The sequence below is a fragment of the Pseudomonas trutticola BRTCR10 genome (genome assembly GCF_056155105.1).
In genome coordinates, this window is the sequence record NZ_CM149552.1 from 3,828,156 (window position 1) to 3,848,739 (window position 20,584).

The following is a 20,584-nucleotide window of genomic DNA, read 5'->3' on the forward strand; positions in this document are numbered from 1 at the left end:
GGATAAATCCCCTCACCACAAAGGCATCACTCACATTGAGGGCAGGTTTCAAAAGCGTGTGCTCCCTTCAATCGGCACCGCTTTGATGGTTGCTCGCGGCCCCGAACTCGGCCCCACCGCCGGCACACCCTGCGCCGCCGCCGGCAACTGCGGTGCCTGCATGTCCGGCATCGCCCAGCTGCGTTCCGGCTGCAAACCACCCTGCGCCCGGCGCATGAAGTCATAGCGGTTCAGCGTAATGCTGCGCCCCGCTTCGCTATCACGAATGATGTACGGGCGCAGGAACACCATCAGGTTGGTCTTGGTGATCGCCCGGCGTTCATTGCGAAACAATGCGCCAAGGCCGGGGATCGTCGATAACCATGGCACCGCGTCATTGCTCTGGCTGTAACCGTCCTGGAGCAAGCCGCCGAGCACCATGATCTGGCCGTCATCGAGCAGGATGCTGGTATCGATTGCGCGTTTGTTGGTGACGATGCCCGCAGCTTTTGCACTGCTGGAGGCACGCTCATCAATGCTGCTCACTTCCTGATAGATATCGAGCTTGACCGTGCCGCCCTCGGAAATCTGCGGGCGCACGTTAAGCTTCAAGCCAACCTCTTCACGGGTCACCGTCTGGAACGGGTTATTGCTGGTGCCCCCGCCGCCCGTAACGTAACTACCACTGACAAACGGAATGGTCTGGCCAACAAAAATACTCGCCGCTTCGTTGTCCAGGGTCAGCAGGTTCGGCGTCGACAGCACGTTGGTGCCGCCCTTGCTCTTCAAGGCCCGGGCCAGCACTTTCAGGTCAAGAATCTTGCCGATGCCGGGGATGTCCACCGTGCCGTTGACGTAACCGAGGTTCAAGCCTTGCGGCAGCACGTCGAGGCTGGTTTTGCCGTTGAGGTTGATCCCCGAACCACCCAGATTCGCGCCACCGATCACGCCATTACCGCCGAGGTTGCCGGTCTGCCATTGCACGCCGAACTCACTGGCATCGTCCTCGCCGACTTCGACGATCAGGCTTTCGATCACCACTTGCGCACGCCGTTGGTCAAGCAGATCGATGACTTCGCGCAGGTTGCGATACAGCGGTTCCGGCGCGGAAATCAACAAAGTGTTGGTGGTGGCGTCGGCCTGAATGGTCACGCCACCGGCACTGAAGGCGACGTTCTGCTCGCTGGCCTGATTAGCGCCGCTGCTGGTCGAGCTGCTGCCCTGCGCATAACTGCCACCAGTGCTGCCGCTGCTATTGCTGGTCGATGTCGTGCCGCTGCTTTGCGCACCACTCTGGCCGTTCTGCCCAGCGTTGCCGCCAGTGCTTGCACCCATGGCGCTGAGCATCGAACGGGCACTGTCGCTGGTGCCGCTGTCGCTCTCGCCCGTGAGCAAACCGCGCAATGCCTGCGCCAGTTTCGCCGCTTGCGCGTTGCGCAAATAAACCACATGCAAATTGCTCGGATTGCTCTGCGCGTTGTCGAGTTTGTAGATCAGATTACGCGCCAGCTCCGTGCGCTCCGGGCTGCCGGCGCGAATGATGATGGTGTTGGAGCGCGGATCACCGATCACTGCGATTTTCTGCGTCGGATCATTGCCCGGCGCATCGAGCAAATCCGCCACCATCGGCGCAATGTCGGCAGCGATACCGTTCTGGATCTGCACCACATCGGTGTCAATCGCACTCGGCGAATCAATGCTCGCAATCAACTGCGCCACGCGGGTCAGGTTCTCCGCGTAATCGGTGATGACGATGGTGTTATTGCCCGGATAGGCGTTGATCGGATTGTTCGGCGAAACAATCGGGCGCAGCACCGGAATAAGGTTCACCGCGTTCTCGTATTGCAAACGAAACGTACGGGTGAGCATGCCGTTACCCGCCGGTTTGTCAGCGCTGTAAATTGGCCCACCCAACAACTTCGCATCCGCCTCCGGCACCACCTGCGCCACGCCGCCGACATCAACGACGCTGAAACCCTGCATACGCAACGCCGCGAGCAGCATGTCGTAAGCCTGCCGCGCCGGCACCTGACCTTCCGAGACCAGCGTCAACGTGCCCTTCACCCTAGGATCGACCAGAAACTGCTGCCCGGTCGAACGCGACAGCGCCCGCACCACCGCTTGAATATCGGCGTCGACAAAATTCAGCGTCACCGGTTGATCGCCCAAAGGATTGCTCGGCAACGCAATACCCGACGCCGCCGCGCCGCTGCGCGCACGCTTGCTGATGTTGTGCAATTGCTTCGGCACAGGTCGCGCCTGCGCCTGTGCGCGCTCGCGGTCGAGCACCGCGTCGCCGCTGCGTTGGGTGTTGGCCAGCGGCCGGCCCAGCTCACTGTCGACCAGCAATGGCGGCTGATTCTGTGGTGTGGTGGTGTTGCTGCACGCGCTCAACGCCATCAGCAACATCGGCAACGCCAGACGTGCCGGTTTGGATCCTGACCCCTTCATGAAGCTTCCTTAGCGCCCAGCGCCTGATCCATGCGAACGGTGCCTGACAAAGTGCCGGCAGTGACTTCGGTCGAGGGGTTGTCTGCGCGTTGCAAACGGGCCTCGACCACTTGCAGAGAAAGTTGTGCCGGGTTGCTCAACAGCCAGTCGAGCACGGCGTCGGCCGGTGCCGCGTCGAAGGTCAGCAGCCAGGCACCCTGCGCATCCTGTAATTGGTAATGGCCCGCCAGGCCGCTGGCCTGCAGCGTCTGCTCCAGCGACTGCGCCAAGCTTTGCCCGTCCGGGCGCACGCTGACTTCGCGCAGCAGTACTTCCAGCGCCTCGGTCTGAGCGCGCAGCTTTGGCGTTTCGGCTTGCCAATAAGCGATTTTCTTCAGCGGCGGCTGGATCAGCGCGACCCACAGCAGCAGGCCGACCAGCGCAACGGCCATGCCGCCGACCATGCGTTTTTCGCGCAACGCCAACGGCTGCCAACGCGCCTGCATCTGAGCGTTAACGCGTTGCCATTTGGCGCGGTACAGCGCGAGCGAGGCCTTATTCATCTTCTTCTGCTCCGCCGCTGTCATCGCTCTCGCTTGGGGTGGCTTCAGTGGACGGACGCAAGGTCCAACCCTCCTCATCTGCCGTCACGCTGATACCGGCCTGGGCCAAGGTGCTTTGCCAGTCCTGATCATTGCCGCCACGACGGGCTTCACTGAGCAGACTCAGTTGCAAGGTGCCGTCGACAAACGCCAGGCGCTCGACACTGCCGGCCATCGACGGCATGCCGCTGCCCGCCTGCAACACCAGACGATTGAAAGTCTGCGCCGGATCATCCGCCGCGCCCTTCTGCCGCGCCGCCAATTGCTGACGGGCCTGTTGCAACGGGTTGAGAATCACCGGCAACTCGGGAAAAGCCTGCTTTACCCGCAGGTTCATCTGGGTTTTCAGTTGCTGGCCCTGCCCGGCTTCGCGAGCGGCATACAGGTTCAATCCAACGACCCAAACGGCCACGGCCAACGCTGACAGAGCGATCGCCCTGCCCCAGCCGCGATGTTCGGTGTGTTGCTGTTGCACTGCACCATGCAGTCCCCAACCCGGTAGCGGCCCGGTCCAGCGCTGCACATCGGCCATCGGCAGTTCAGCACCCGATGGCGGTTGATCACCGATCCAATGCAAAGTCGCACCCGGTTCCCACACCACACCGTCAAAACCGTCATCGAACAACGGCTGCACCCGCGCCACTTGCACGCTGTCGCGCAACAACAAATGCCCGTCCTGCACGCAAGCAACGGTGCCCGGCAGCACCGGCAAGCTGTAAGGCGCCGGGTAGAGTCCGCGCAGGTTCAGCCCAGCACTTTTCAGCAACTGGCCAAAACCCAACAAAAGCTGCCGAGGCGCCCAGGCGATCTGCACCTGCCCGGCCTCATCCCGCGAGCTGTGCGCGATGTGCATCTCGCTGCTGTCGCCCAGCATCAACGCCTGCGCCGCACACTGCACCGCCGCGACGATCTTGTTCGCAGGCAGCGGCGGCAAATCGAGACTCGCCAACAGGCTGTCGGCCGGGTGCAGAAAACACACCAGCGGCGGCACTTTCGACTGCTGACTCAACTGGCTCAGGCTGAGGCGCTCTTCCCGCGTGACCTGCCCCTGACGATCCAGCCAGGCGCAGTGCAATTCACTGTGCAAATCCAGCTCCGCCAAGGGCGGCAACGCCACCTTCAACTGGCTCATACGCCCACCCGCGACCAGATCACCTGCGGCAAGCGGTCCTGGCTGCGATGCAGCAACGCCTCAAGACTGACCCGCCGCTGATCGCGCCGCGCCTCGCCGCGCAGGCGAAACCAGTCACTGGTGATGCCGACTTTGACGCTGGTCAGCTCCAGCTGCGGCATGCGCAAACGGTTAACGAAATCGCCACGGTTGATAAACCAGCGCCCGGCATCGCGTTCAGCGATCAGCGCATTCGCGCGCTCCAGCGACAGCCCCGGCACATAAGCAGCTAAAACCGGCGCAGTGGCAGTGTTGCCATTGAGCCAAGTCGTCGCCGGAATCACCGTCAGGTACGGCGCCAGTTTGCCGATCAGCGCCTCATTAACGCCGTCGACACTGCGCAAATCATCAATGCTGCGCAGCATTGGCAACGTCGGGTTCTGCGGTTTGCGGGAAGCGTTTGGCGAGGTCGCGCGACCACTGTCGAAACCCGTTTTCGGCGTCTCGGCAATCTGCGGATTCAGCAATCTCGGGTACGAAGCAATCACCCGCTGACTGATGCGCTGGCTCAACCCGGCACTGACCCCGATCAACTCGCACAAGCGCTGAAACGCCGCGACCTGCGCTTCATCGACCCGCTCATTGGCGACCAGATTGCGCAGGTTGAACTTGCCCTGCTCATCCTCCAGTCGCCCCTCAAAACCTGGCGCGGAGAGACGTTGCGCCCACGGCTGATCGAGCCGGGTCAATGGATCGCGCTGGCGTGCATCCCAGAGCAATTGCCGGCTGATCTCCAACCCGCCCTGCACCAGCCAACGCCCCTGCACACGCTGCTGATCCGCCTCCAGCGCACGGGTCGACACGCTCTGGCGCGTCAACATGCCCGCCGCAATCACCGCCACCACGGCCGCAATCAACAACGCGCTGATAATCGCCATGCCCTGTTGCTTCGCCCCCTCAGGCGAGCGGCTGTTCATGGCCGGCCTTACAACTGCCAGGAACCGATATCGGCATTCACGCCGTCGCCGTCCGGCTGACCGTCGGCACCGAGAGAAAAGATGTCGATCTCGCCATTCGCGCCAGGGTTGAGGTACTGATAAGGACGCCCCCACGGATCGTTCGGCAAGCGCTCCAGGTACGAGCGCCAATTGCTGTTCTTCGCATCCGCCGGCCGCTCCACCAACACCTTCAGGCCCTGGTTCATGCTCGGGTAAGTGCCATGATCGAGGCGATACAACTTCAACGCCTGCATCAACCCACCAATATCCTGCTTCGCCGCCGTCGCCCGCGCCTGATCCGGCCGGTCAAGCACCTTGGGCACCACCATCGCCGCGAGAATCCCCAGAATCACCACGACCACCATGATCTCGATCAGGGTAAAACCCTGCTGACCACGCGGCTTGCGCAACGGTTGATGAAGCGATTTGAAAGGTGCGATATCCATCTCGACATTCCCTGGCTTGATTCGATTCGACGCGCAGTGTTGCAAGAAGATATGTCAGTGATGTTGAAAATCCTCGGGTGTTTTCGTCGTCAAGCCGTCAAGGACGGGGGTTAGCGTCGAGGGCTGTGCTTTGGCTTTAGGCCTTTTATGCGTGCGCGTTCGCGAGAAGACGGTTTCACTTTGATTGAGGTGCTGGTGGCGCTGGCGATTATTGCCGTGGCCATGTCGGCGGCTGTGCGCGTGGCGGGGTTGATGACGCAGAGTAGCGGGGTTTTAAGGGATCGGTCGGTGGCGATGATTGCGGCGCAGAGTCGGATGGCGGAGTTGCGGCTGGAAGGCAAGTTGCCGATGGGCATGAAAGCGCAGGATTGCGATCAGGGGCGGCTAATGCTGCGCTGTGAACAGGTAATCGCAGCGGCAGAGAATGGTCGATTGCTGAAGATCGGCATCCAAGTATTCGACCGCAACCAGGATGCGCCGCCGTTGGCAAAACTCGAAACCCTACTAAACCGCCCCCTGTAGGAGCTGCCGCAGGTTTTGTGGTGTTTGCAGATTTTGCACTCACCACAGAACCCTGTGGGAGCGGGCTTGCCCGCGAAGGCGCCAGAACAGACACCCATCAATCACCAGGTGACCCCGACACGCGCATCACCCCGTCAATTACAAATTATCTAACACCCGATTCACCGCCAGCACTCCCTATAACCGAACACGGCAATCGGTCGAACATCGGCTTCCGCCCGATGACTGACTAACCTGCCATCCCAGCCAGACATTCATATGCCCGTCAGCGTTACGGATAAGGCACACCAAGCTCCCAGCGTGATTGCCAATGCGCGATGTATTGACGCGAAACCTCTGGCATATCCCGAATCACCACCACATTTTCCGAGTTAGTCGTTTCGGCGGACGGAGCGAAATTGAACGAACCTGTTTCGACCGTATTACCGTCGACAATGATGGTTTTGTCGTGATGGAGATGGAAATGTTCATTGGTACGCAGCTCCACGCCGTTCAAAACCACAAGGTCCATAGCCGTCTTACTGGACTTGCCCAGATTCCGCTTTTTATCGACCACTATGCGCACCTCCACCCCACGCTTCTTCGCATCAATCAAAGCCTGCACGATATCGGGAGCCTGGAACGCATAGGCGAGCATTTGAATGCTGTGCTGCGCAGACCCGATGGTTTCCAAAACCAGCTTTCGCGCCGAACCTTCCGGGGAAAAACCGACCTGAACGCTTGGATCTGCATGTGATATGGCCGCAATACAGAGCAAGATCGCCAGCGCGGCGCATTGCAATCTAGTCATGTTTGAAGACCTTGAGTTGACCAGGCGGGACGTTTTAATTGCAGGATGCCAGCCCATCTGAGCTACCTCTTCTCGGAAAAGATCAGCAACAGAACCAGCAACTATCCTGCAAAGTCGCAATGTATCTGCATGCTCTCTGTCGGGTTGCGGTGAATCTCGAAGCCGCACTGCACCAGAGCAGCCTTGACCTCGTTGAGAACGCTGAGATGTTCAGCCGCCCTGCTGTGTTGAAGGCTCGGTGATGTAAATACGCCCAACGGCAAAAATCGCAATCTCCTGCCATTCAGAATGATTGAAACATCCACATGAGAGCCATCCACATCATGCCCATTGGAGCCGAATATATCGCTCACCTCGTCTTTTCGGCCTGGATAGCATGCGCAAAACAACCGGATGCCCAGCCACCTCGACAGGAACCTGAACAACCCCAGCTGACTGCTTTTATTTTCATAACCCCGAACGAGCAGTAGTTGAACTGACGGGGGAAGCTTCGACTGAGCTTCAATCAATTTAAGGAAGACATTTTGTTCAATCAGTACTTCAGAGGATGGCCAGCGAGGTTTGACCTTCAAGCCCTGATTCTCTCCCTTGGAAAGGGTCAACATAGCGTTCGAACTCTACTTTTAACGATCTGATTTCCCAAAATTTAGCATGAGCAAGCGTCCCTCCGCTTACAGGCAAAAATCCAGGCTGTCGGGCCACCATCGCGGTCAAGCCAACTCCCTCAGGTTTCAATCCCCGGACACACTATCCGTGACCAACCCAAAACCCTGTAGGAGTGAGCCTGCTCGCGAAGGCGCCAGAACGGACACCCAATCAATCACCAGATGTACCCGACACCCGCATCAATCCGCCAACTGCAGATTATCCAAAGCCCGATTCACCGCCAGCTCCCCGAGCATGATCAACTGCGCAATCCCCAACAACGCCCGACGCTGCGCCGCCGGCAACAGACTGGCGCAGTCCTGCGCGATGGTTTTGGCCGAAACGAGTGTTTCGCTGGCATCGATCAGTAATTCTTCGTTTTTGTTGTCCGCAGTCACGGCGTACATCCCACGGGTTTTACGTGGCGGCGGCGTGGAACCGGGCGGACAGAGGTAATGGTCGAGGGCGCGGTCGGCGGCTTCGTGGAGTTTTCTGGAATCGAGGGATTCGTACGGCGAAACCGAATCGGTTTCGGGCGGGTTGGGTGTTGGTTTGATCATGGTGAAGCTCCTATTAGAGTGGAGCCGCCATAACTGTCGCTAAACAGAAAGGTGGCGGCTGTACGCAGGTTAGCGAACCGGTTATAGGCACCCGGCAGACCCAAGGGTCTCCCGCATACAGCCACCATAGCGGAGTAGCAGACATTGAATCTGCGACAAAGCATGGAACGCTGATGCACCTATTTATAAGTCGAGTCGCTAAACCCGATCGCTGATTCCTCAGCGACCGCACCACAATAGAACCCGCCTCCAAGGCGCACAAGCCGGCGGATTCTGGCGTAGCTGTAGGCAAAGGCGCAAGGATTTGTAGCCTGCGAGAGTGTTTGGAGATGTCTTTTAAACGTTGGTGTTTATGGAGACCCTCATTCCGTCTCGGATCCCTCAACAGATTCGTGCCCTTGTCCCAACAGACAAAAGAAAATGGCCGAGATTGTCAGTCGTAACTGACAACCTCGGCCAAATGAACAGCTCTATTTTTTCCGGCACATCTCAACGTCATCCTGGGTTTTCAGGTCTGTATCAATTCCCAAGCGGTACCGGCAGTAGTCGATAATCCTCCCCCGCTCATCTGCCATCAGGCGCTCTACCTTCCTGATCTCACCGTCGTTTGCGTGGATGTTGTAGAACTTCATCTGAAACGTGGGATGTTTCTTGATGAAGACAATCGTCTCGATGTCACCATCCTCTAGGGCTTCGTAGTAACCGACGTAGAGCATCGTCACCACGGCGAGGATTACTGCGATTAAAAGCTTTTTCATTCTTGCGGCGCCGGAGGTGGGAGTAGTTGGGTCTTGGCAGGAAAGAAGGCTGATTGCTTTTCAGAAAATGAATCAGTCGCCATTTTTCACCACCAGCCCAACTCCCACAGGTATCAGCATCCTACAAAATATCTGTAATCAACATAAAACCCTGTAGGAGTGAGCCTGCTCGCGAAGGCGCCAGAACGGACACCTAATCAATCACCAGAAGTGCCCGACGCCAGCATCAATCCGCCAATTGCAGATTATCCAGCGCCCGATTCACCGCCAACTCACCAAGCATGATCAACTGCGCAATCCCCAACAACGCCCGACGCTGTGACGCCGGCAACAGACTGGCGCAGTCCTGCGCGATGGTTTTGGCCGAAGCAAGTGTTTCGCTGGCATCGATCAGCAGTTCTTCGTTTTTGTTGTCCGCAGTCACGGCGTACATCCCGCGGATTCTACGTGGGGGCGGCGTGGAACCGGGCGGACAGAGGTAATGGTCGAGAGCGCGGTCAGCGGCTTCGTGGAGTTTTTTTGAATCGAGGGATTCGTAGGGGGAAACCGAGTCGGTTTCGGGCGGGTTGGGTGTTGGTTTGATCATGAGTGAATCTCCAAATCATAGAAAAGGAGCCATCATCTTTCGCTACCAAACGAAGGGGTGGTGGCCATACGAAGGTTGGTAGACCGGTGACTTGGAGAACCGGCGCGCCCGAAGACGCCCTGCGCATGGCCACCATAAATACACAGCCCCAAAAGGACCTGTATCGGGTGACGCTATGCGCCAAGTCAAAAGCCGGGCTACCAAACCCGATCACTGATTCGTCAGCGACTGGACCACAATAGAACCCACCCCCAAAGCGCACAAGCCGGCGGATTCTGGCGTAGCTGTAGGCAAAGGCGCAAGGATATGTAGCCTAAGAGAGTGACTGGAGATGTCTTTTTAAACGTTGGTGTTTATCGAGACCGGATTACCTCACGCATCCCTATAGACCCATCCCCTTAACCCGAGTCCCCTTATCCCAGCAGACAAAAAAATGGCGAGGTTGCGGCACGTAACTAACAACCTCGGCCAGATAGCCTATGCTCATTCTTCCGGCACATTTCAGAGGAATGCGTCCTAAAAAACACTTGGGTTGATCGATAACGAAATCTTACCGGCATAGATCTGCTGGTCAGTCTGTTCCTAGCTGAGAGGGTCAAGAGTGTTGCAATGCATAAATTGTCGCTGATGAAAGGAAATCGTAATGCGAGTCACAAAAATCACTATAGAAAACTTCAGGCTACTAAAGAAAATATCGGTAGATATAGAAAATAATTTATCGCTAATAATCGGCAAAAACAACTGCGGAAAAACGTCATTTCTTTTATGTTTAGAAAAGTTTGTTGGCGGCAGCTCAACGAAAAACACATTTACATTTGAAGACTTAAGCAGCGACACGAAGGATAATCTATTAAAAGTAGTCGAAGGCACGATGCCTAACGACCAACGCATTGCAATATCATTAAAGATATTCATCCAATACGATGATACAGACGACCTTGAACACATTGGCGACAAGGTAATAATAGACTTAGACACCGACAACAAATATGTTGTCATAGCTTTCGAGTACGGGGCCAGCACAAAGGACATACAGAGTCTTTCAACCGACTTCAACAACCTCAAAAACAGAAAAATAGCTGAAGGCAAACCTTACAAGAACCTATTTGACTACTTGAAAGAATATCACAGCAGATATTTTTCAATCGCAAGGCGTAGTCTGCGTTTTGATATACCATCAAACCAAGAAGATGACACGACCTTCATTGACTTAGATGCTGAAGGAATAAACCTGACAAAAATAATAAATTTCAAATGGATAAGCGCACGAAGAAACGTTTCCAACAAAGATGCGGATAATTCACTATCACTGCTATCCGCTAAAATCTACAAAAAACTTGAGGCTAGCAATCCAGATCAGAACATTGTAGAAAACTTTAAGGACACATTAACCGCAACTGATACAAAGCTCAACGCCGTGTATGATAAAATATTTGAGGACGTGATTGACGATGTAAAGAAATTTGGCGGAGTTAACCAGAACGAATCGGTAATAAAAATCGTATCCTCACTACAGCATCGAGATCTCTTGGAGGAAAATACTACCGTCATGTATGGACTGGGCGGTAGTGATCACGATCTTCCCGAAAACTACAATGGGTTAGGATATCTGAATCTCATCAGCATGATATTTGAAATCAAGCTCAAGCTTCACGACTTCCACAAAGACATAACTGAGTCCCCTTCTGACATAAATCTACTATTCATTGAAGAGCCTGAAGCCCACACACACCCTCAGCTTCAAAGAATTTTTATAAAAAACATTAAATCCTTATTAAGCCCAGGAATCAGCCGTGCTGACGGTATCACCAGGAGCCTGCAGACGATATTGAGCACCCACTCCTCTTACATAGTTTCAGAAAGTGATTTTGAAGATATCAAGTACTTCAAGAAAGCAAATGGATACGTTACCTCAAAGAACCTGAAAGACCTCAAAGATTATTATGGCGACTCACAGCACTATACTTTTCTGAAGCAATACCTGACCATTCATAGATCTGAGTTATTCTTTGCAGACAAAGCAATTTTTATAGAAGGGGACACCGAGCGAGTTTTACTTCCAGCCATGATGATGAAAGTAGACCAAGAAGACTTGGTAGAAAACGTTAGGTCAGGTGCGAAAAGCCACATACCGCTTCTTTCCCAAAACATCTCAATGATTGAGGTTGGTGCGTATTCGCACATTTTTGAAAAATTTGTTAGTTTTATCGGTGTTCGCTCTCTGATTATAACCGACATTGATTCAGCCAAAGAGTTTCCAGCTTTGGATGATCAAGGCAACGTTAAATTAAATAAACAAAATGAACCAAAAACTGATTTGAAGAAATGCAGGGTCGCTGAAGGCACCCACACCACCAACGCTTCTTTGGGCTTCTTCTACAACACTGACGACTTGGGGTTTTTCAGCGCCCTTAAAATGACGCATAAAACACTAACAAAAAGAGTAGGCTCCCCATGGAGCCAGTGCGAACAGGGAGAGTTACTTTGCGCATATCAAACCGCAGAAAAGAATTCGTTGGGTGAGGAATACCACGCACGTAGCTTTGAAGATGCCTTTTTCCACGTAAATAAAGATTTTATAAAAAGTCTAGCCTTTGACCAAGAAAACAGTTTCATCGGAAAGATCAAGCTGCCCTCGCTAGTACAAACACATCTAAAAGATTTTGCAAACTCCATCACGGACGCTTACACATGTGCTGAAAAAGCGATAGGTAGCAAACCATCTTTCGCTATGGAAATACTATTGAATAGCACTAGCCACGAACTAACACTCACGGACACACAAACAGGCGCCCCTATTAAAATCACTATAGAATTCGCCAACTGGCACACCCCAGCGTATATCAAGGAAGCTCTAAAATGGCTGAAACAAGACTAACTCTAGAGCCCGAAGTCCAAGAGATATTCAAGCTAATTGATGAAGGAAGTAACTTTTTGCTTAGTGGGGGCGCGGGTAGCGGGAAGACGTATTCGTTGGTGCAATGTATAAGGCAAGTATTAAGCGAGAATTTGCACTGCTCTATTGCCTGCATGACGTATACGAATGCAGCTGTCGCAGAAATTCGTAGCCGCATAAGTGATCAAAGGTTACACGTAGGCACCATTCACGATTTTTTATGGGATCTAATAAGCCCCTACAGGGCCGAACTTATGGACCTGCTAATACAGTCATTAGAAAGTGAAGACCCCGACTCTATAAGTAACCCGGACGATGACTTTGACCCCTCCTCCTTGAAAGGCAAAGAGGTGAAGTACAAAGAGTATACAATTATCCGAGAAGGAATTATATCTCATGACGAGTTGCTCATTATCGCTCACGAGATGTTTAATTCTCACCCCAAGCTTTGCGATATAGCTAAAGACAGGTATAAATTTATATTTATCGATGAATATCAAGACACATCAGCAGCAGTGATTAGAATATTCCTTCAACACTTCCAGCAAGGAACGAAGAAAAATATTGTCGGTTTTTTTGGAGACGCAATGCAGTCAATTTATGACGACGGCGTCGGAAACCTAGACAAATATATTGAGGAAGGGTGCGTCCATGAAGTTAAGAAGGAACAAAACCGAAGAAATCCAAGATTGGTATTCGAGCTCGCTAATAGACTGAGAACTGACAATTTAAGACAAGTAGCTTCGCTTGATGAGAACGCACCTAACATGCTGAACGGGATTGTTATAGATGGCGAAATAAAGTTTATTTATTCCGAGGGACCAGAAGACAATCTGCAGCTAGTTAAAGATTCATTGAGCTGGGACTTTAACCATACCAAAGAGAACAAAGAGTTAAATCTAACGCATAATTTAATCGCACCTAAAGCGGGCTTTCCTGAGCTAATGCTAATTTATGATGGTGATAAAATCCTCGAATACCGGGATCGCATAAAGAAATTTATCAAAACTAGAAAAATATCTACAGACTTTTCGAACCTTACATTCGGACAGGTAATAAATCGTTTACTCGATACATACCCCATTGAAAAAGCCAATCTTTCTCCTACGCCGACGATGCAACAGTTTATAGATCTACATCGCGATCTGTACGATCGTGCTCTCGCAGAGCAGTATGAGACTTTCAGGCGTATATACTTGTCTAAAGATGCGCTTATAGACGATAAAAAAGATGATCCTAATGCGTCCTCGAAGGCTGGTAGCAAACGTGACGCACTCATAAAACATCTGTACAAAATTCAACACATAGTGAACCTTTACGAAAACAAAAAATATCATGACTTTCTGAAACTGACGGAGTTTAAGATACGCTCTATCGAGGACAAGAGAAGACTTAAGGACTTCATCGACGAGTTGAGAGAAATGTCTAGCTCCACTATCGGCACAGTCATCGATAGAGCGGATGAACTTGGCATTTGCAGAAAGGATGACAAACTTTCTATTTTTACTGCACGCAACCGCTATGTTTACGACAGAGTAAAAGAGGTCAAGTTTGTCGAATTTAAGAAGCTATACCAATACTTGGAAGGCCACACTCCATTCTCCACTCAGCACAAGATAAAAGGTGCAGAATTCGATAATGTTCTCGTGGTATTAGATAACGGAAAATGGAACAAATACAACTTTAACTATCTCTTCGAAGAAGCGGGCACTCCATCTGTTCTTGAAAGGACAAAAAAGCTTTTCTATGTTTGCTGCACACGCTCAAAAAAAAGCTTAGTCGTTTACTATCGAAACCCTAGTAAGAAAGTGTTAGCAACAGCCATAAAATGGTTCGGAGACGCCGCTGTTTCGAGTATGGGGTGACTCAACCATTTGCCCAACATGCGCCGCACCCTCGGTGCGGCACAACTAGGAAGGTTTTATCTTAAGGCGAAGGTGCAGTTACCCCTGCTCACAATGAGATGGCATGTGGCTTAGGTGTAATGACTTTATCCGAGGCGAATAACCGAGCTCGGGAAGCCAATTGTTCTTTACGATTTACAGAAGTACCCAGTACGAACTGCACATGGGTATATGCCTGCAAATCACGGCCTAACCAACCTCGGCAACACCACCCCCTCCGCCAACCTCTCCACCCCCAACCTTACCCTCTCCCCACCCTGCTCAATCACCACCCCATCCCCCTCCACAGCCACCAACTTCACCCCAGGCCCAACCTTCTCCCCCTGCAAAAAACTCCTCGGCGGCCCATCGTTCAGGCTCAGTATCGCCACCGCCCCGCGACTCCCCGCCATCACCCCGCTCACCTTGATATCCATCGGCGCCGTCTGATTGGAAAACCACTGCAACGCCGGGCTATCACTGCGCGCCGCCAGCAACTGCGGGGCCGCTGCGGGGGTGTGTGATTCGGCGGTGGTCAGCAGCAGCGACGACCATGTCGCCACGCCGACCAGCGCTGCGAGCAGCGCGAGGGCCTGGACCATTTGGGGTGGGGAAACGCGTGCGGTGAAGGTCATGGGTTGAATCTCCTTTTTATCCCTGCTGTCAGCCTACGCGGCAATTCTCTCCGTTTTATTTCACACGCCTTACATGTTGGCCGTGCACGATGGCGCTGGACGCAAAGGAGCGCGCGCGCGATGAACAGGCAAGAGGGTTTTACGCTGATCGAGTTGATGGTGGTGCTGGTGATCATCGGTATCGCCAGTGCGGCGATCAGCCTGAGTATCAAGCCGGATCCGCTGCAGTTGCTGCGCAAGGATGCCGAGCGTGTGGCGCAGTTGCTGCAGGTGGCGCAGGCGGAGGCCCGGGCGGATGGCCGGCCGATTGTGTGGGTGAGTGATGCCAAGGGGTTTTGGTTTAGTCGGCGCAGTGACAGTGGCAAGGGGTTTGATCATTTCGCTCAGGATCCGCAGTTGCGGCCGCGTGCCTGGCAGAGTCCGAAGATGGAGGTGCGGGTGGAGCCGAAACAGAGGGTTGTGCTGAACGCTGAGTGGATCAATCCGCCGCTGCAATTGACGTTGTCGGATGGGATGAATCGCTTGAGTGTGCTGCGTGATGGCAGTGGAAGGATCAGCCTGCAATGAAGCGCCAGCAAGGGTTTACGTTGATTGAGGTGATGGTCGCGATTTTGTTGATGGCGGTGGTGAGTTTGATTGCCTGGCGGGGGCTGGACAGTGTGACGCGGGCGGACAGTCATTTGCAGGCGAGCAGTGAGCAGAGTGACGGTTTGTTGCGGGCGTTGAATCAGTTGCAGCGGGATGTGGAGATGCGGGCGGGGGTTGAGTTGACCGAGCCGAGGAAGGTTGGCGTGGATGATGAGCCGCCGAGCGCCCCGCCCGCTCTGACTGTGCGCAGTAGCGACAGTAAAGGTTTTCGTCTGGACATCATTCGCACGGCGGCGGATCAGCCGGGGGCTTTGCAGCGGGTGCGGTGGTGGGTCAAGGGCGACACGTTGTATCGGGCGGTGGCTGAGGCGCGGAGTCGGTATCCGTTGCCGGCGCCTGGGAATGGGGTTGCTGTTTTGAGTGATGTCAGTGATGTGCAGGTGCGGGTTTGGGAGGTGGATAAGGGCTGGCGGCAGTTGAGCGGGAATCGGCGGGAGGATCCGTTGGGGTTGGAGATTCGGTTGAGTCGGGGGACGGCGCAGGGGGTGGAGAAGTATCGGCAGGTGATTGGGCCGTTGGAGTGATTTGCGGGCCATGAATCAAATGTGGGAATGGGTGGAGTCAGTTGTGGATTGGTTGGCTGGTAGGCCGTCATCGCTGGCAAGCCAGCTCCCACAGGGATTGAGTGAGGTCAGTGGGGATTGTTGGCTGTGAGGTCGTCATCGCGAGCAGGCTCACTCCTACAGGTGGATTGGGTACATCAGCAAGAGATTGGTTGGTTGGCAGGCCGTCATCGCTGGCAAGCCAGCTCCCACAGGGATTGGGTGAGGTCAGTTGGGGGATTGGTTGGCTGTGAGGTCGTCATCGCGAGCAGGCTCACTCCTACAGTTGGATCGGGTACATCAGCAAGAGATTGGTTGGTTGGCAGGCCGTCATCGCTGGCGAGCCAGCTCCCACAGGGATTGGGTGAGGTCAGTTGGGGATTGGTTGGCTGTGAGGCCGTCATCGCGAGCAGGCGCACTCCTACAGTTGGATCGGGTACATCAGCAAGAGATTGGTTGGCTGGTAGGCCGTCATCGCTGGCGAGCCAGCTCCCACAGGGATTGAGTGAGGTCAGTGGGGATTGGTTGGCTGTTAGGTCGTCATCGCGAGCAGGCTCGCTCCTAGAGTTGGAGCGGGTACATCAGCAAGAGATTGGTTGGCTGGATGGCCGCCTTCGCGAGCAGGCTCGCTCCCACACAAAAGCAACAGCAAGATCAAAAGATCGCAGCCTTCGGCAGCTCCTACAGGGGTGATATGTACCACCCGCACGCGGCGAATGCCGCACCACTCAAAGGATGAGCGTTAGCTCGGCTGCAGCTTTTGATCTTGATCCACGGGCGACGTCGTAAGGCTGAGTGGAGGGATTCATCCGGGGGGTGGGAGCGCAGCGACCGTTTGGCGCAGCCAAACACATCGAGAGGAGGTGCAGCGAAGCAAACCGGAGGCGATGCCCCCGGATGGATCCCGGAGCGAAGGAACCCCGAGCCTCAGCGAGCGGGCCGCACGTAGGAGCAAGCCTTTTGGGTTACCTTTTCGGCGTTTGGAAAAGGTGACCCGCCGTAAGGGCGGAACCCTAAGCAGCCGTTACCGCAGCAACGGATATGTACCCAGTCAAACCCACTAGCTCAAAACCACGACGCCCCCCGGCAACTCGGTGCATTTGACCCCGTAGGCATCCCGAATCAGCAATGCAACGCCAGCAAGTTGGTCAAGGCTGAACCGCGCCTGCACCCGCCGCTGCCCAAGCTCACGGTTGAGCAGCAACAGCATCCCCGGCCGATACCGGTTGATCTCATCAATCATCTGACTCAGGGTCGCGCCGTTGAAGACCAGCACTTGTTGGCGCCAGTTCATCACTGCGGCTGTGTCGACGCTTTGTACGCTGCCCACCTGCCGCGCGTCGTAGGTCACCTGCTGCCCCGGCTCCAGGCGCAGGCTACGACCTTCAACATCCACTTCAACCGCGCCATCAAGACAGGTCACGCAGACTTGTTGATCAGTGTTACGCAAGTTGAAACGCCCCTGACTGGCCCGCAACCACCCTCCCCCAGCCTGCATCGCCAGTGGCAACCGCGCGGTCTGCACCTCAACTTCACCACTGACCAGCTCAAAACCCTGCACACCGTCAGACACTGCGCGCTGATTGATCCGCGTCTGCGTGTTCAGCTCCAGGCTCACACCCTGCGCCGGTTCAAATCGGCGCTACTGGCCGACTTCAGTGATGTAGTCAGCACCCAACCCTTCGAAGCCACCGGGAATCGTCCCGCGAACCAGCAAAAACGCCGCCGACGCGGCAATTGCCCCGCCGAGAAAGGTACGTCGACCGAAACGACGTGGCGCCTGCATTTGCTCCACGGCCGGTTGCAGCAACTGCCACAACCGCTTGGCCTCTTCGAACGCGCGGGCATGTTCGGCGCTCTGCGCGCACCATTCGCGCAGAGCGCGGGCGTCGGCCACGGTGGCGCGGCCGGAGGTCAGCAGGACCAGCCAGTCGCGGGCTTCGCTGTGCAGATTGTCGGCCGCCGATGGCTCGGCAGGTGTCAGTCGAAAGATGTTCAAACGCGCAGATTCTCAACGAATTGATCGGGCACTATTCAGAAGACGGTTTTCCGGCCCCGCGACCGAACCGCTGAAACACTTTTCTTTCCAGTTTCGCGGCGCAGAAGCCCAATGCGGCTTTGATTTCCTTTTCGACCATGCGCGTGGAAATGCCGAAGCGCTGGGAAATTTCCAAGTGCGGCGCCTCTTCCAGACGCGCCGCAATGAAGATCTTGCGACGGCGTGCGGGCAGTTCGTAGAGGGCGTTGAGCAGCGACTGGATTTCCTTTTGCCCGCCCACTACCCGCGCCGGGTCCAGGGCTTCGTCACCGATTTGCAGCAGCTCTTCGACTTCCTCGCCGGTGAGCAGCCGCGCATCGGCCTGACGGCGGTCGGCGGCGATGTTCAGGGCCATGCGATAGAGGTAGGCATTGGGTCGCAGGACGTTCGGCGGCGTCTCCATGCGGTCGACCCGCAGGTAGGTTTCGTGCAGCACGTCGTTGGCCAGATCCTCCGAACCGAGACGCCTGCGCAGGCGCACCCGAAAGTCCTCGTAGGACGTCAGGAACAGTTGGACCATCGAACCTTGTCCGGTGTCTTTCATCCCCCGGAAACTCCTTCCCATGTGGTGCATTCCATGCGTTTCCCTGACGACTCCGGTAACAACAGCAACGTGACCGGCTGACGCAAAGCGCTGGGCGTCGGCCGGTCGATCCTGAGATTGCGAAAACTCTCCACCAGCGCGTTGTCGCGCCGTACATCACCGGTCGAAGTGACCAACCGGTTGTGCTGCACCAAGCCGTCGCGGCCGACCCACACCTGCAACACCGCGCGGTAACTGCCCGGACGGGTCAGCGGCGAACGGCACAGGTTGCGCTCGATGGCAGCCTGCACCGCCGTGGCGTAACTGCGGTTGACCGCGACGCTTTCCGGCGTCTGTTTTTGTGGCGGCGCCGGCACGTCTTCGACCTGCGCCACTTGCAAGGTAAATGCATCGTCCCGGGCATACCGCGCCATCAAACCACTGCCGCCGAGCAATCGACGCAGGGCATCGGCGGCGGTGTATTCACCGTCCACCGCCAGCGAGCGACGACCGCGACTCAACTGACTGTCGACCAGCACCGCAACGCCAGTGGCGTGGCTGTACTGATCCAGCGCATGGGCCAGATCCTGTGCCGGAATATGCAGCGTCATGCGCAAGTCCGCCGGCACCGCGTCGGCCATCGCGTGGCCCGCCGCACAGCCAAGCAGCCACCCCAGACACATCCGGCGCACAAGCCTCGTTGAACGCTGAAAACCGTCTCGGGAACTGCCTCGCTGCACGGCTGACGAATCCTTGAAAATCGTCATCCTGAGGGCTGTTTATGAATCTGGTGTGACGGGCGGTGCAAAAAAACCATCACGGGAATTGCGCATGGCTTGCACTAGACTCAAGCCATAGCGCGGCCCCTCCGGGCCGGCCAGGAGGCGAGCATGAAAACAGTGTGGCGATTGAGCCTTGGCGGGCTGTTGTTGATGGCGCTGTCGAGCGCTTATGCCGAGCAGCCGTTGGGTTGTGTGGAAGTGACGGTCGGCGGTTACAAAGCGCCGAATTACGACTGCTTGAGCCAGCAGATGGGCAACAACCCGGAAGGCGCTGCGGCGGCGGAGAAGAATCAGGAAGCACTGAATGTGCCGGTGAATAAACGGCCGCCGAATCAGCTTGGTCTCGCGACGCCGGCGGCGACCAGTACGCGGATGGGCAACACCTTCGGCACCTCAGTAAAACCACAACGCCCACCGCAATGATTTTGATCTTGATCGTTCCCACGCTCCGCGTGGGCACGCAGCCCGGGACGCTCCGCGTACCATCCAGAGCCGAACGCAGAGCGCCCGTTGAGGCATTCCCACGCAGAGCGTGGGAACGATCATGTGGTGTTCAATCGCTTGGGGTTTACCGATCGTTCCCACGCTCCGCGTGGGCACGCAGCCCGGGACGCTCTGCGTCCCATCCAGAGCCGAACGCGGAGCGTCCGTTGAAGCATTCCCACGCAGAGCGTGGGAACGATCATGTAGTGTTCAATCGCTTGGGGTTTGGCGGAAGCTGACGGCCAGACGATTCCAGCTGTTGATGGTAGTCACGGCCATGGTCAGGTCGACCAGTTCCCCTTCGCTGAATTGCTCGCGGGCCTGCTGATAAATATCGTCAGGCACATGACTTTCCGCCAACAACGTCACCGCCTCCGCCCAGGCCAACGCCGCACGCTCGCGCGGGTTGAAGAAGTTGCTGTCGCGCCACACCGCGATCGCATACAAACGCCGATCACTCTCCCCCGCGCGCCGCGCATCCACCGAATGCATGTCGGTACAGAACGCACAGCCATTGAGCTGCGAGGCGCGGATCCGGATCAGTTGCAACAGTGGCTGTTCGATACTGAGGTTGGCAGTCAGCGCCTCCATGGCAATCATCGCTTTCATCGCCTTGGGCGAAGCGTTGTAGTAATCCAGGCGCGGGGACATGGCGGTTCTCGGTGGACGGAATAATGACTTCACCGTAACCGCCGACAGCGATGCATTACAGCCCCAATTGCACGGA

General features: G+C 55.6%; 20 protein-coding genes and 1 pseudogene. 6 read left to right on the top strand and 15 right to left on the bottom strand.

Translation table 11 applies throughout. From position 1 onward, the window contains the following. Positions 1-48 precede the first annotated feature (48 nt). Genes gspD through gspG form a run of 5 tightly spaced genes read right to left on the bottom strand, consistent with a single transcriptional unit; the run spans position 49 to position 5,566 of the window. Positions 49-2,430, bottom strand: a complete 2,382-nt coding sequence (gene gspD / locus ACVVH8_RS17255) for a type II secretion system secretin GspD (RefSeq protein ID WP_475225136.1) — start codon at positions 2,428-2,430, stop codon at positions 49-51. After that, entirely contained in the window at positions 2,427-2,972 is a 546-nt protein-coding gene (gene gspM, locus ACVVH8_RS17260) for a type II secretion system protein GspM (RefSeq protein WP_475225139.1), read from the bottom strand. Before gspM ends, gspD begins: the two co-directional genes overlap by 4 nt. Beyond that, complete coding sequence (gene gspL / locus ACVVH8_RS17265; protein WP_475225142.1) at positions 2,965-4,143, bottom strand: type II secretion system protein GspL; 1,179 nt, start codon at positions 4,141-4,143, stop codon at positions 2,965-2,967. Before gspL ends, gspM begins: the two co-directional genes overlap by 8 nt. Beyond that, positions 4,140-5,099 (bottom strand): type II secretion system minor pseudopilin GspK, encoded by a 960-nt coding sequence (gspK, locus tag ACVVH8_RS17270; protein ID WP_475225144.1) that lies wholly within the window; start codon positions 5,097-5,099, stop codon positions 4,140-4,142. The genes gspL and gspK overlap by 4 nt, the downstream gene beginning before the upstream one ends. An 8-nt stretch (positions 5,100-5,107) precedes the next feature. Then, positions 5,108-5,566 (bottom strand): type II secretion system major pseudopilin GspG, encoded by a 459-nt coding sequence (gene gspG / locus ACVVH8_RS17275; protein ID WP_475225146.1) that lies wholly within the window; start codon positions 5,564-5,566, stop codon positions 5,108-5,110. Between the two features lie 147 nt (positions 5,567-5,713). On the opposite strand from gspG, the gene gspI reads away from it, so the two are divergent. Then, positions 5,714-6,088, top strand: coding sequence for a type II secretion system minor pseudopilin GspI (gspI, locus tag ACVVH8_RS17280; RefSeq protein WP_475225149.1), 375 nt, complete (start codon positions 5,714-5,716; stop codon positions 6,086-6,088). A gap of 271 nt (positions 6,089-6,359) precedes the next feature. On the opposite strand, the gene ACVVH8_RS17285 is transcribed toward gspI, so the two are convergent. From ACVVH8_RS17285 to ACVVH8_RS17305, 5 genes are all read right to left on the bottom strand, one after another. After that, positions 6,360-6,878 (bottom strand): phospholipase D family nuclease, encoded by a 519-nt coding sequence (locus ACVVH8_RS17285; RefSeq protein ID WP_475225151.1) that lies wholly within the window; start codon positions 6,876-6,878, stop codon positions 6,360-6,362. Between the two features lie 101 nt (positions 6,879-6,979). Next, positions 6,980-7,483, bottom strand: coding sequence for a hypothetical protein (locus ACVVH8_RS17290; protein WP_475225154.1), 504 nt, complete (start codon positions 7,481-7,483; stop codon positions 6,980-6,982). Positions 7,484-7,723: 240 nt separating this feature from the next. Beyond that, positions 7,724-8,083 carry a DUF6124 family protein gene (locus ACVVH8_RS17295; protein WP_475225157.1) on the bottom strand — a complete coding sequence of 120 codons (360 nt, stop codon included), beginning with the start codon at positions 8,081-8,083 and terminating at the stop codon, positions 7,724-7,726. Between the two features lie 470 nt (positions 8,084-8,553). After that, entirely contained in the window at positions 8,554-8,841 is a 288-nt protein-coding gene (locus ACVVH8_RS17300) for a hypothetical protein (protein WP_475225160.1), read from the bottom strand. A 226-nt stretch (positions 8,842-9,067) separates the two neighbouring features. Then, a complete protein-coding gene (locus ACVVH8_RS17305) occupies positions 9,068-9,427 on the bottom strand; it encodes a DUF6124 family protein (protein WP_475225162.1) in 360 nt (119 codons plus the stop codon). A gap of 643 nt (positions 9,428-10,070) precedes the next feature. On the opposite strand from ACVVH8_RS17305, the gene ACVVH8_RS17310 reads away from it, so the two are divergent. Both ACVVH8_RS17310 and ACVVH8_RS17315 read left to right on the top strand, forming a co-directional pair. Then, complete coding sequence (locus ACVVH8_RS17310) at positions 10,071-12,305, top strand: ATP-dependent nuclease (protein ID WP_475225164.1); 2,235 nt, start codon at positions 10,071-10,073, stop codon at positions 12,303-12,305. After that, positions 12,287-14,188, top strand: a complete 1,902-nt coding sequence (locus tag ACVVH8_RS17315) for a UvrD-helicase domain-containing protein (RefSeq protein WP_475225167.1) — start codon at positions 12,287-12,289, stop codon at positions 14,186-14,188. Before ACVVH8_RS17310 ends, ACVVH8_RS17315 begins: the two co-directional genes overlap by 19 nt. Positions 14,189-14,409: 221 nt before the next feature. Here the strand turns inward: ACVVH8_RS17315 and ACVVH8_RS17320 are convergent, their stop codons facing one another. Continuing rightward, positions 14,410-14,841: a type II secretion system protein N gene (locus ACVVH8_RS17320; RefSeq protein WP_475225169.1), complete on the bottom strand. Its 432-nt coding sequence runs from the start codon at positions 14,839-14,841 to the stop codon at positions 14,410-14,412. A gap of 120 nt (positions 14,842-14,961) precedes the next feature. Here ACVVH8_RS17320 and ACVVH8_RS17325 point away from each other — a divergent pair, with 120 nt between their 5' ends. Continuing rightward, positions 14,962-15,408, top strand: a complete 447-nt coding sequence (locus ACVVH8_RS17325) for a GspH/FimT family pseudopilin (RefSeq protein WP_475225172.1) — start codon at positions 14,962-14,964, stop codon at positions 15,406-15,408. After that, positions 15,405-16,013 (top strand): prepilin-type N-terminal cleavage/methylation domain-containing protein, encoded by a 609-nt coding sequence (locus tag ACVVH8_RS17330; RefSeq protein ID WP_253484400.1) that lies wholly within the window; start codon positions 15,405-15,407, stop codon positions 16,011-16,013. Before ACVVH8_RS17325 ends, ACVVH8_RS17330 begins: the two co-directional genes overlap by 4 nt. Before the next feature lie 1,078 nt (positions 16,014-17,091). On the opposite strand, the pseudogene ACVVH8_RS17335 reads toward ACVVH8_RS17330, so the two are convergent. The 3 genes and pseudogenes from ACVVH8_RS17335 to ACVVH8_RS17345 form a co-directional block, all read right to left on the bottom strand. Continuing rightward, positions 17,092-18,030, bottom strand: a pseudogene (locus ACVVH8_RS17335) (FecR family protein). 31 nt (positions 18,031-18,061) lie between these two features. Next, positions 18,062-18,613 carry an RNA polymerase sigma factor gene (locus ACVVH8_RS17340; protein ID WP_463396619.1) on the bottom strand — a complete coding sequence of 184 codons (552 nt, stop codon included), beginning with the start codon at positions 18,611-18,613 and terminating at the stop codon, positions 18,062-18,064. Beyond that, positions 18,610-19,275 (bottom strand): secretin and TonB N-terminal domain-containing protein, encoded by a 666-nt coding sequence (locus tag ACVVH8_RS17345; protein WP_475231205.1) that lies wholly within the window; start codon positions 19,273-19,275, stop codon positions 18,610-18,612. The genes ACVVH8_RS17340 and ACVVH8_RS17345 overlap by 4 nt, the downstream gene beginning before the upstream one ends. Positions 19,276-19,482: 207 nt before the next feature. Here ACVVH8_RS17345 and ACVVH8_RS17350 point away from each other — a divergent pair, with 207 nt between their 5' ends. After that, on the top strand, positions 19,483-19,797 hold the full coding sequence (locus ACVVH8_RS17350; RefSeq protein ID WP_475225174.1) for a hypothetical protein: 315 nt from the start codon (positions 19,483-19,485) through the stop codon (positions 19,795-19,797). A 270-nt stretch (positions 19,798-20,067) separates the two neighbouring features. Here the strand turns inward: ACVVH8_RS17350 and ACVVH8_RS17355 are convergent, their stop codons facing one another. Continuing rightward, complete coding sequence (locus tag ACVVH8_RS17355; protein WP_401296946.1) at positions 20,068-20,508, bottom strand: carboxymuconolactone decarboxylase family protein; 441 nt, start codon at positions 20,506-20,508, stop codon at positions 20,068-20,070. Between the last annotated feature and the right edge of the window lie 76 nt (positions 20,509-20,584).

Coding starts and splice junctions, on each gene's coding strand:
- gspM (WP_475225139.1), bottom strand. CDS start 2,972: ATGAATAAGGCCTCGCTCGCGCTGTACCGCGCCAAATGGCAACGCGTT.
- ACVVH8_RS17305 (WP_475225162.1), bottom strand. CDS start 9,427: ATGATCAAACCAACACCCAACCCGCCCGAAACCGACTCGGTTTCCCCC.
- gspI (WP_475225149.1), top strand. CDS start 5,714: ATGCGTGCGCGTTCGCGAGAAGACGGTTTCACTTTGATTGAGGTGCTG.
- gspG (WP_475225146.1), bottom strand. CDS start 5,566: ATGGATATCGCACCTTTCAAATCGCTTCATCAACCGTTGCGCAAGCCG.
- ACVVH8_RS17325 (WP_475225172.1), top strand. CDS start 14,962: ATGAACAGGCAAGAGGGTTTTACGCTGATCGAGTTGATGGTGGTGCTG.
- ACVVH8_RS17300 (WP_475225160.1), bottom strand. CDS start 8,841: ATGAAAAAGCTTTTAATCGCAGTAATCCTCGCCGTGGTGACGATGCTC.
- gspK (WP_475225144.1), bottom strand. CDS start 5,099: ATGAACAGCCGCTCGCCTGAGGGGGCGAAGCAACAGGGCATGGCGATT.
- ACVVH8_RS17355 (WP_401296946.1), bottom strand. CDS start 20,508: ATGTCCCCGCGCCTGGATTACTACAACGCTTCGCCCAAGGCGATGAAA.
- ACVVH8_RS17320 (WP_475225169.1), bottom strand. CDS start 14,841: ATGACCTTCACCGCACGCGTTTCCCCACCCCAAATGGTCCAGGCCCTC.
- ACVVH8_RS17310 (WP_475225164.1), top strand. CDS start 10,071: ATGCGAGTCACAAAAATCACTATAGAAAACTTCAGGCTACTAAAGAAA.
- ACVVH8_RS17285 (WP_475225151.1), bottom strand. CDS start 6,878: ATGACTAGATTGCAATGCGCCGCGCTGGCGATCTTGCTCTGTATTGCG.
- ACVVH8_RS17295 (WP_475225157.1), bottom strand. CDS start 8,083: ATGATCAAACCAACACCCAACCCGCCCGAAACCGATTCGGTTTCGCCG.
- gspL (WP_475225142.1), bottom strand. CDS start 4,143: ATGAGCCAGTTGAAGGTGGCGTTGCCGCCCTTGGCGGAGCTGGATTTG.
- ACVVH8_RS17345 (WP_475231205.1), bottom strand. CDS start 19,275: ATGTGTCTGGGGTGGCTGCTTGGCTGTGCGGCGGGCCACGCGATGGCC.
- ACVVH8_RS17350 (WP_475225174.1), top strand. CDS start 19,483: ATGAAAACAGTGTGGCGATTGAGCCTTGGCGGGCTGTTGTTGATGGCG.
- ACVVH8_RS17340 (WP_463396619.1), bottom strand. CDS start 18,613: ATGAAAGACACCGGACAAGGTTCGATGGTCCAACTGTTCCTGACGTCC.
- ACVVH8_RS17330 (WP_253484400.1), top strand. CDS start 15,405: ATGAAGCGCCAGCAAGGGTTTACGTTGATTGAGGTGATGGTCGCGATT.
- ACVVH8_RS17315 (WP_475225167.1), top strand. CDS start 12,287: ATGGCTGAAACAAGACTAACTCTAGAGCCCGAAGTCCAAGAGATATTC.
- gspD (WP_475225136.1), bottom strand. CDS start 2,430: ATGAAGGGGTCAGGATCCAAACCGGCACGTCTGGCGTTGCCGATGTTG.
- ACVVH8_RS17290 (WP_475225154.1), bottom strand. CDS start 7,483: ATGTTGACCCTTTCCAAGGGAGAGAATCAGGGCTTGAAGGTCAAACCT.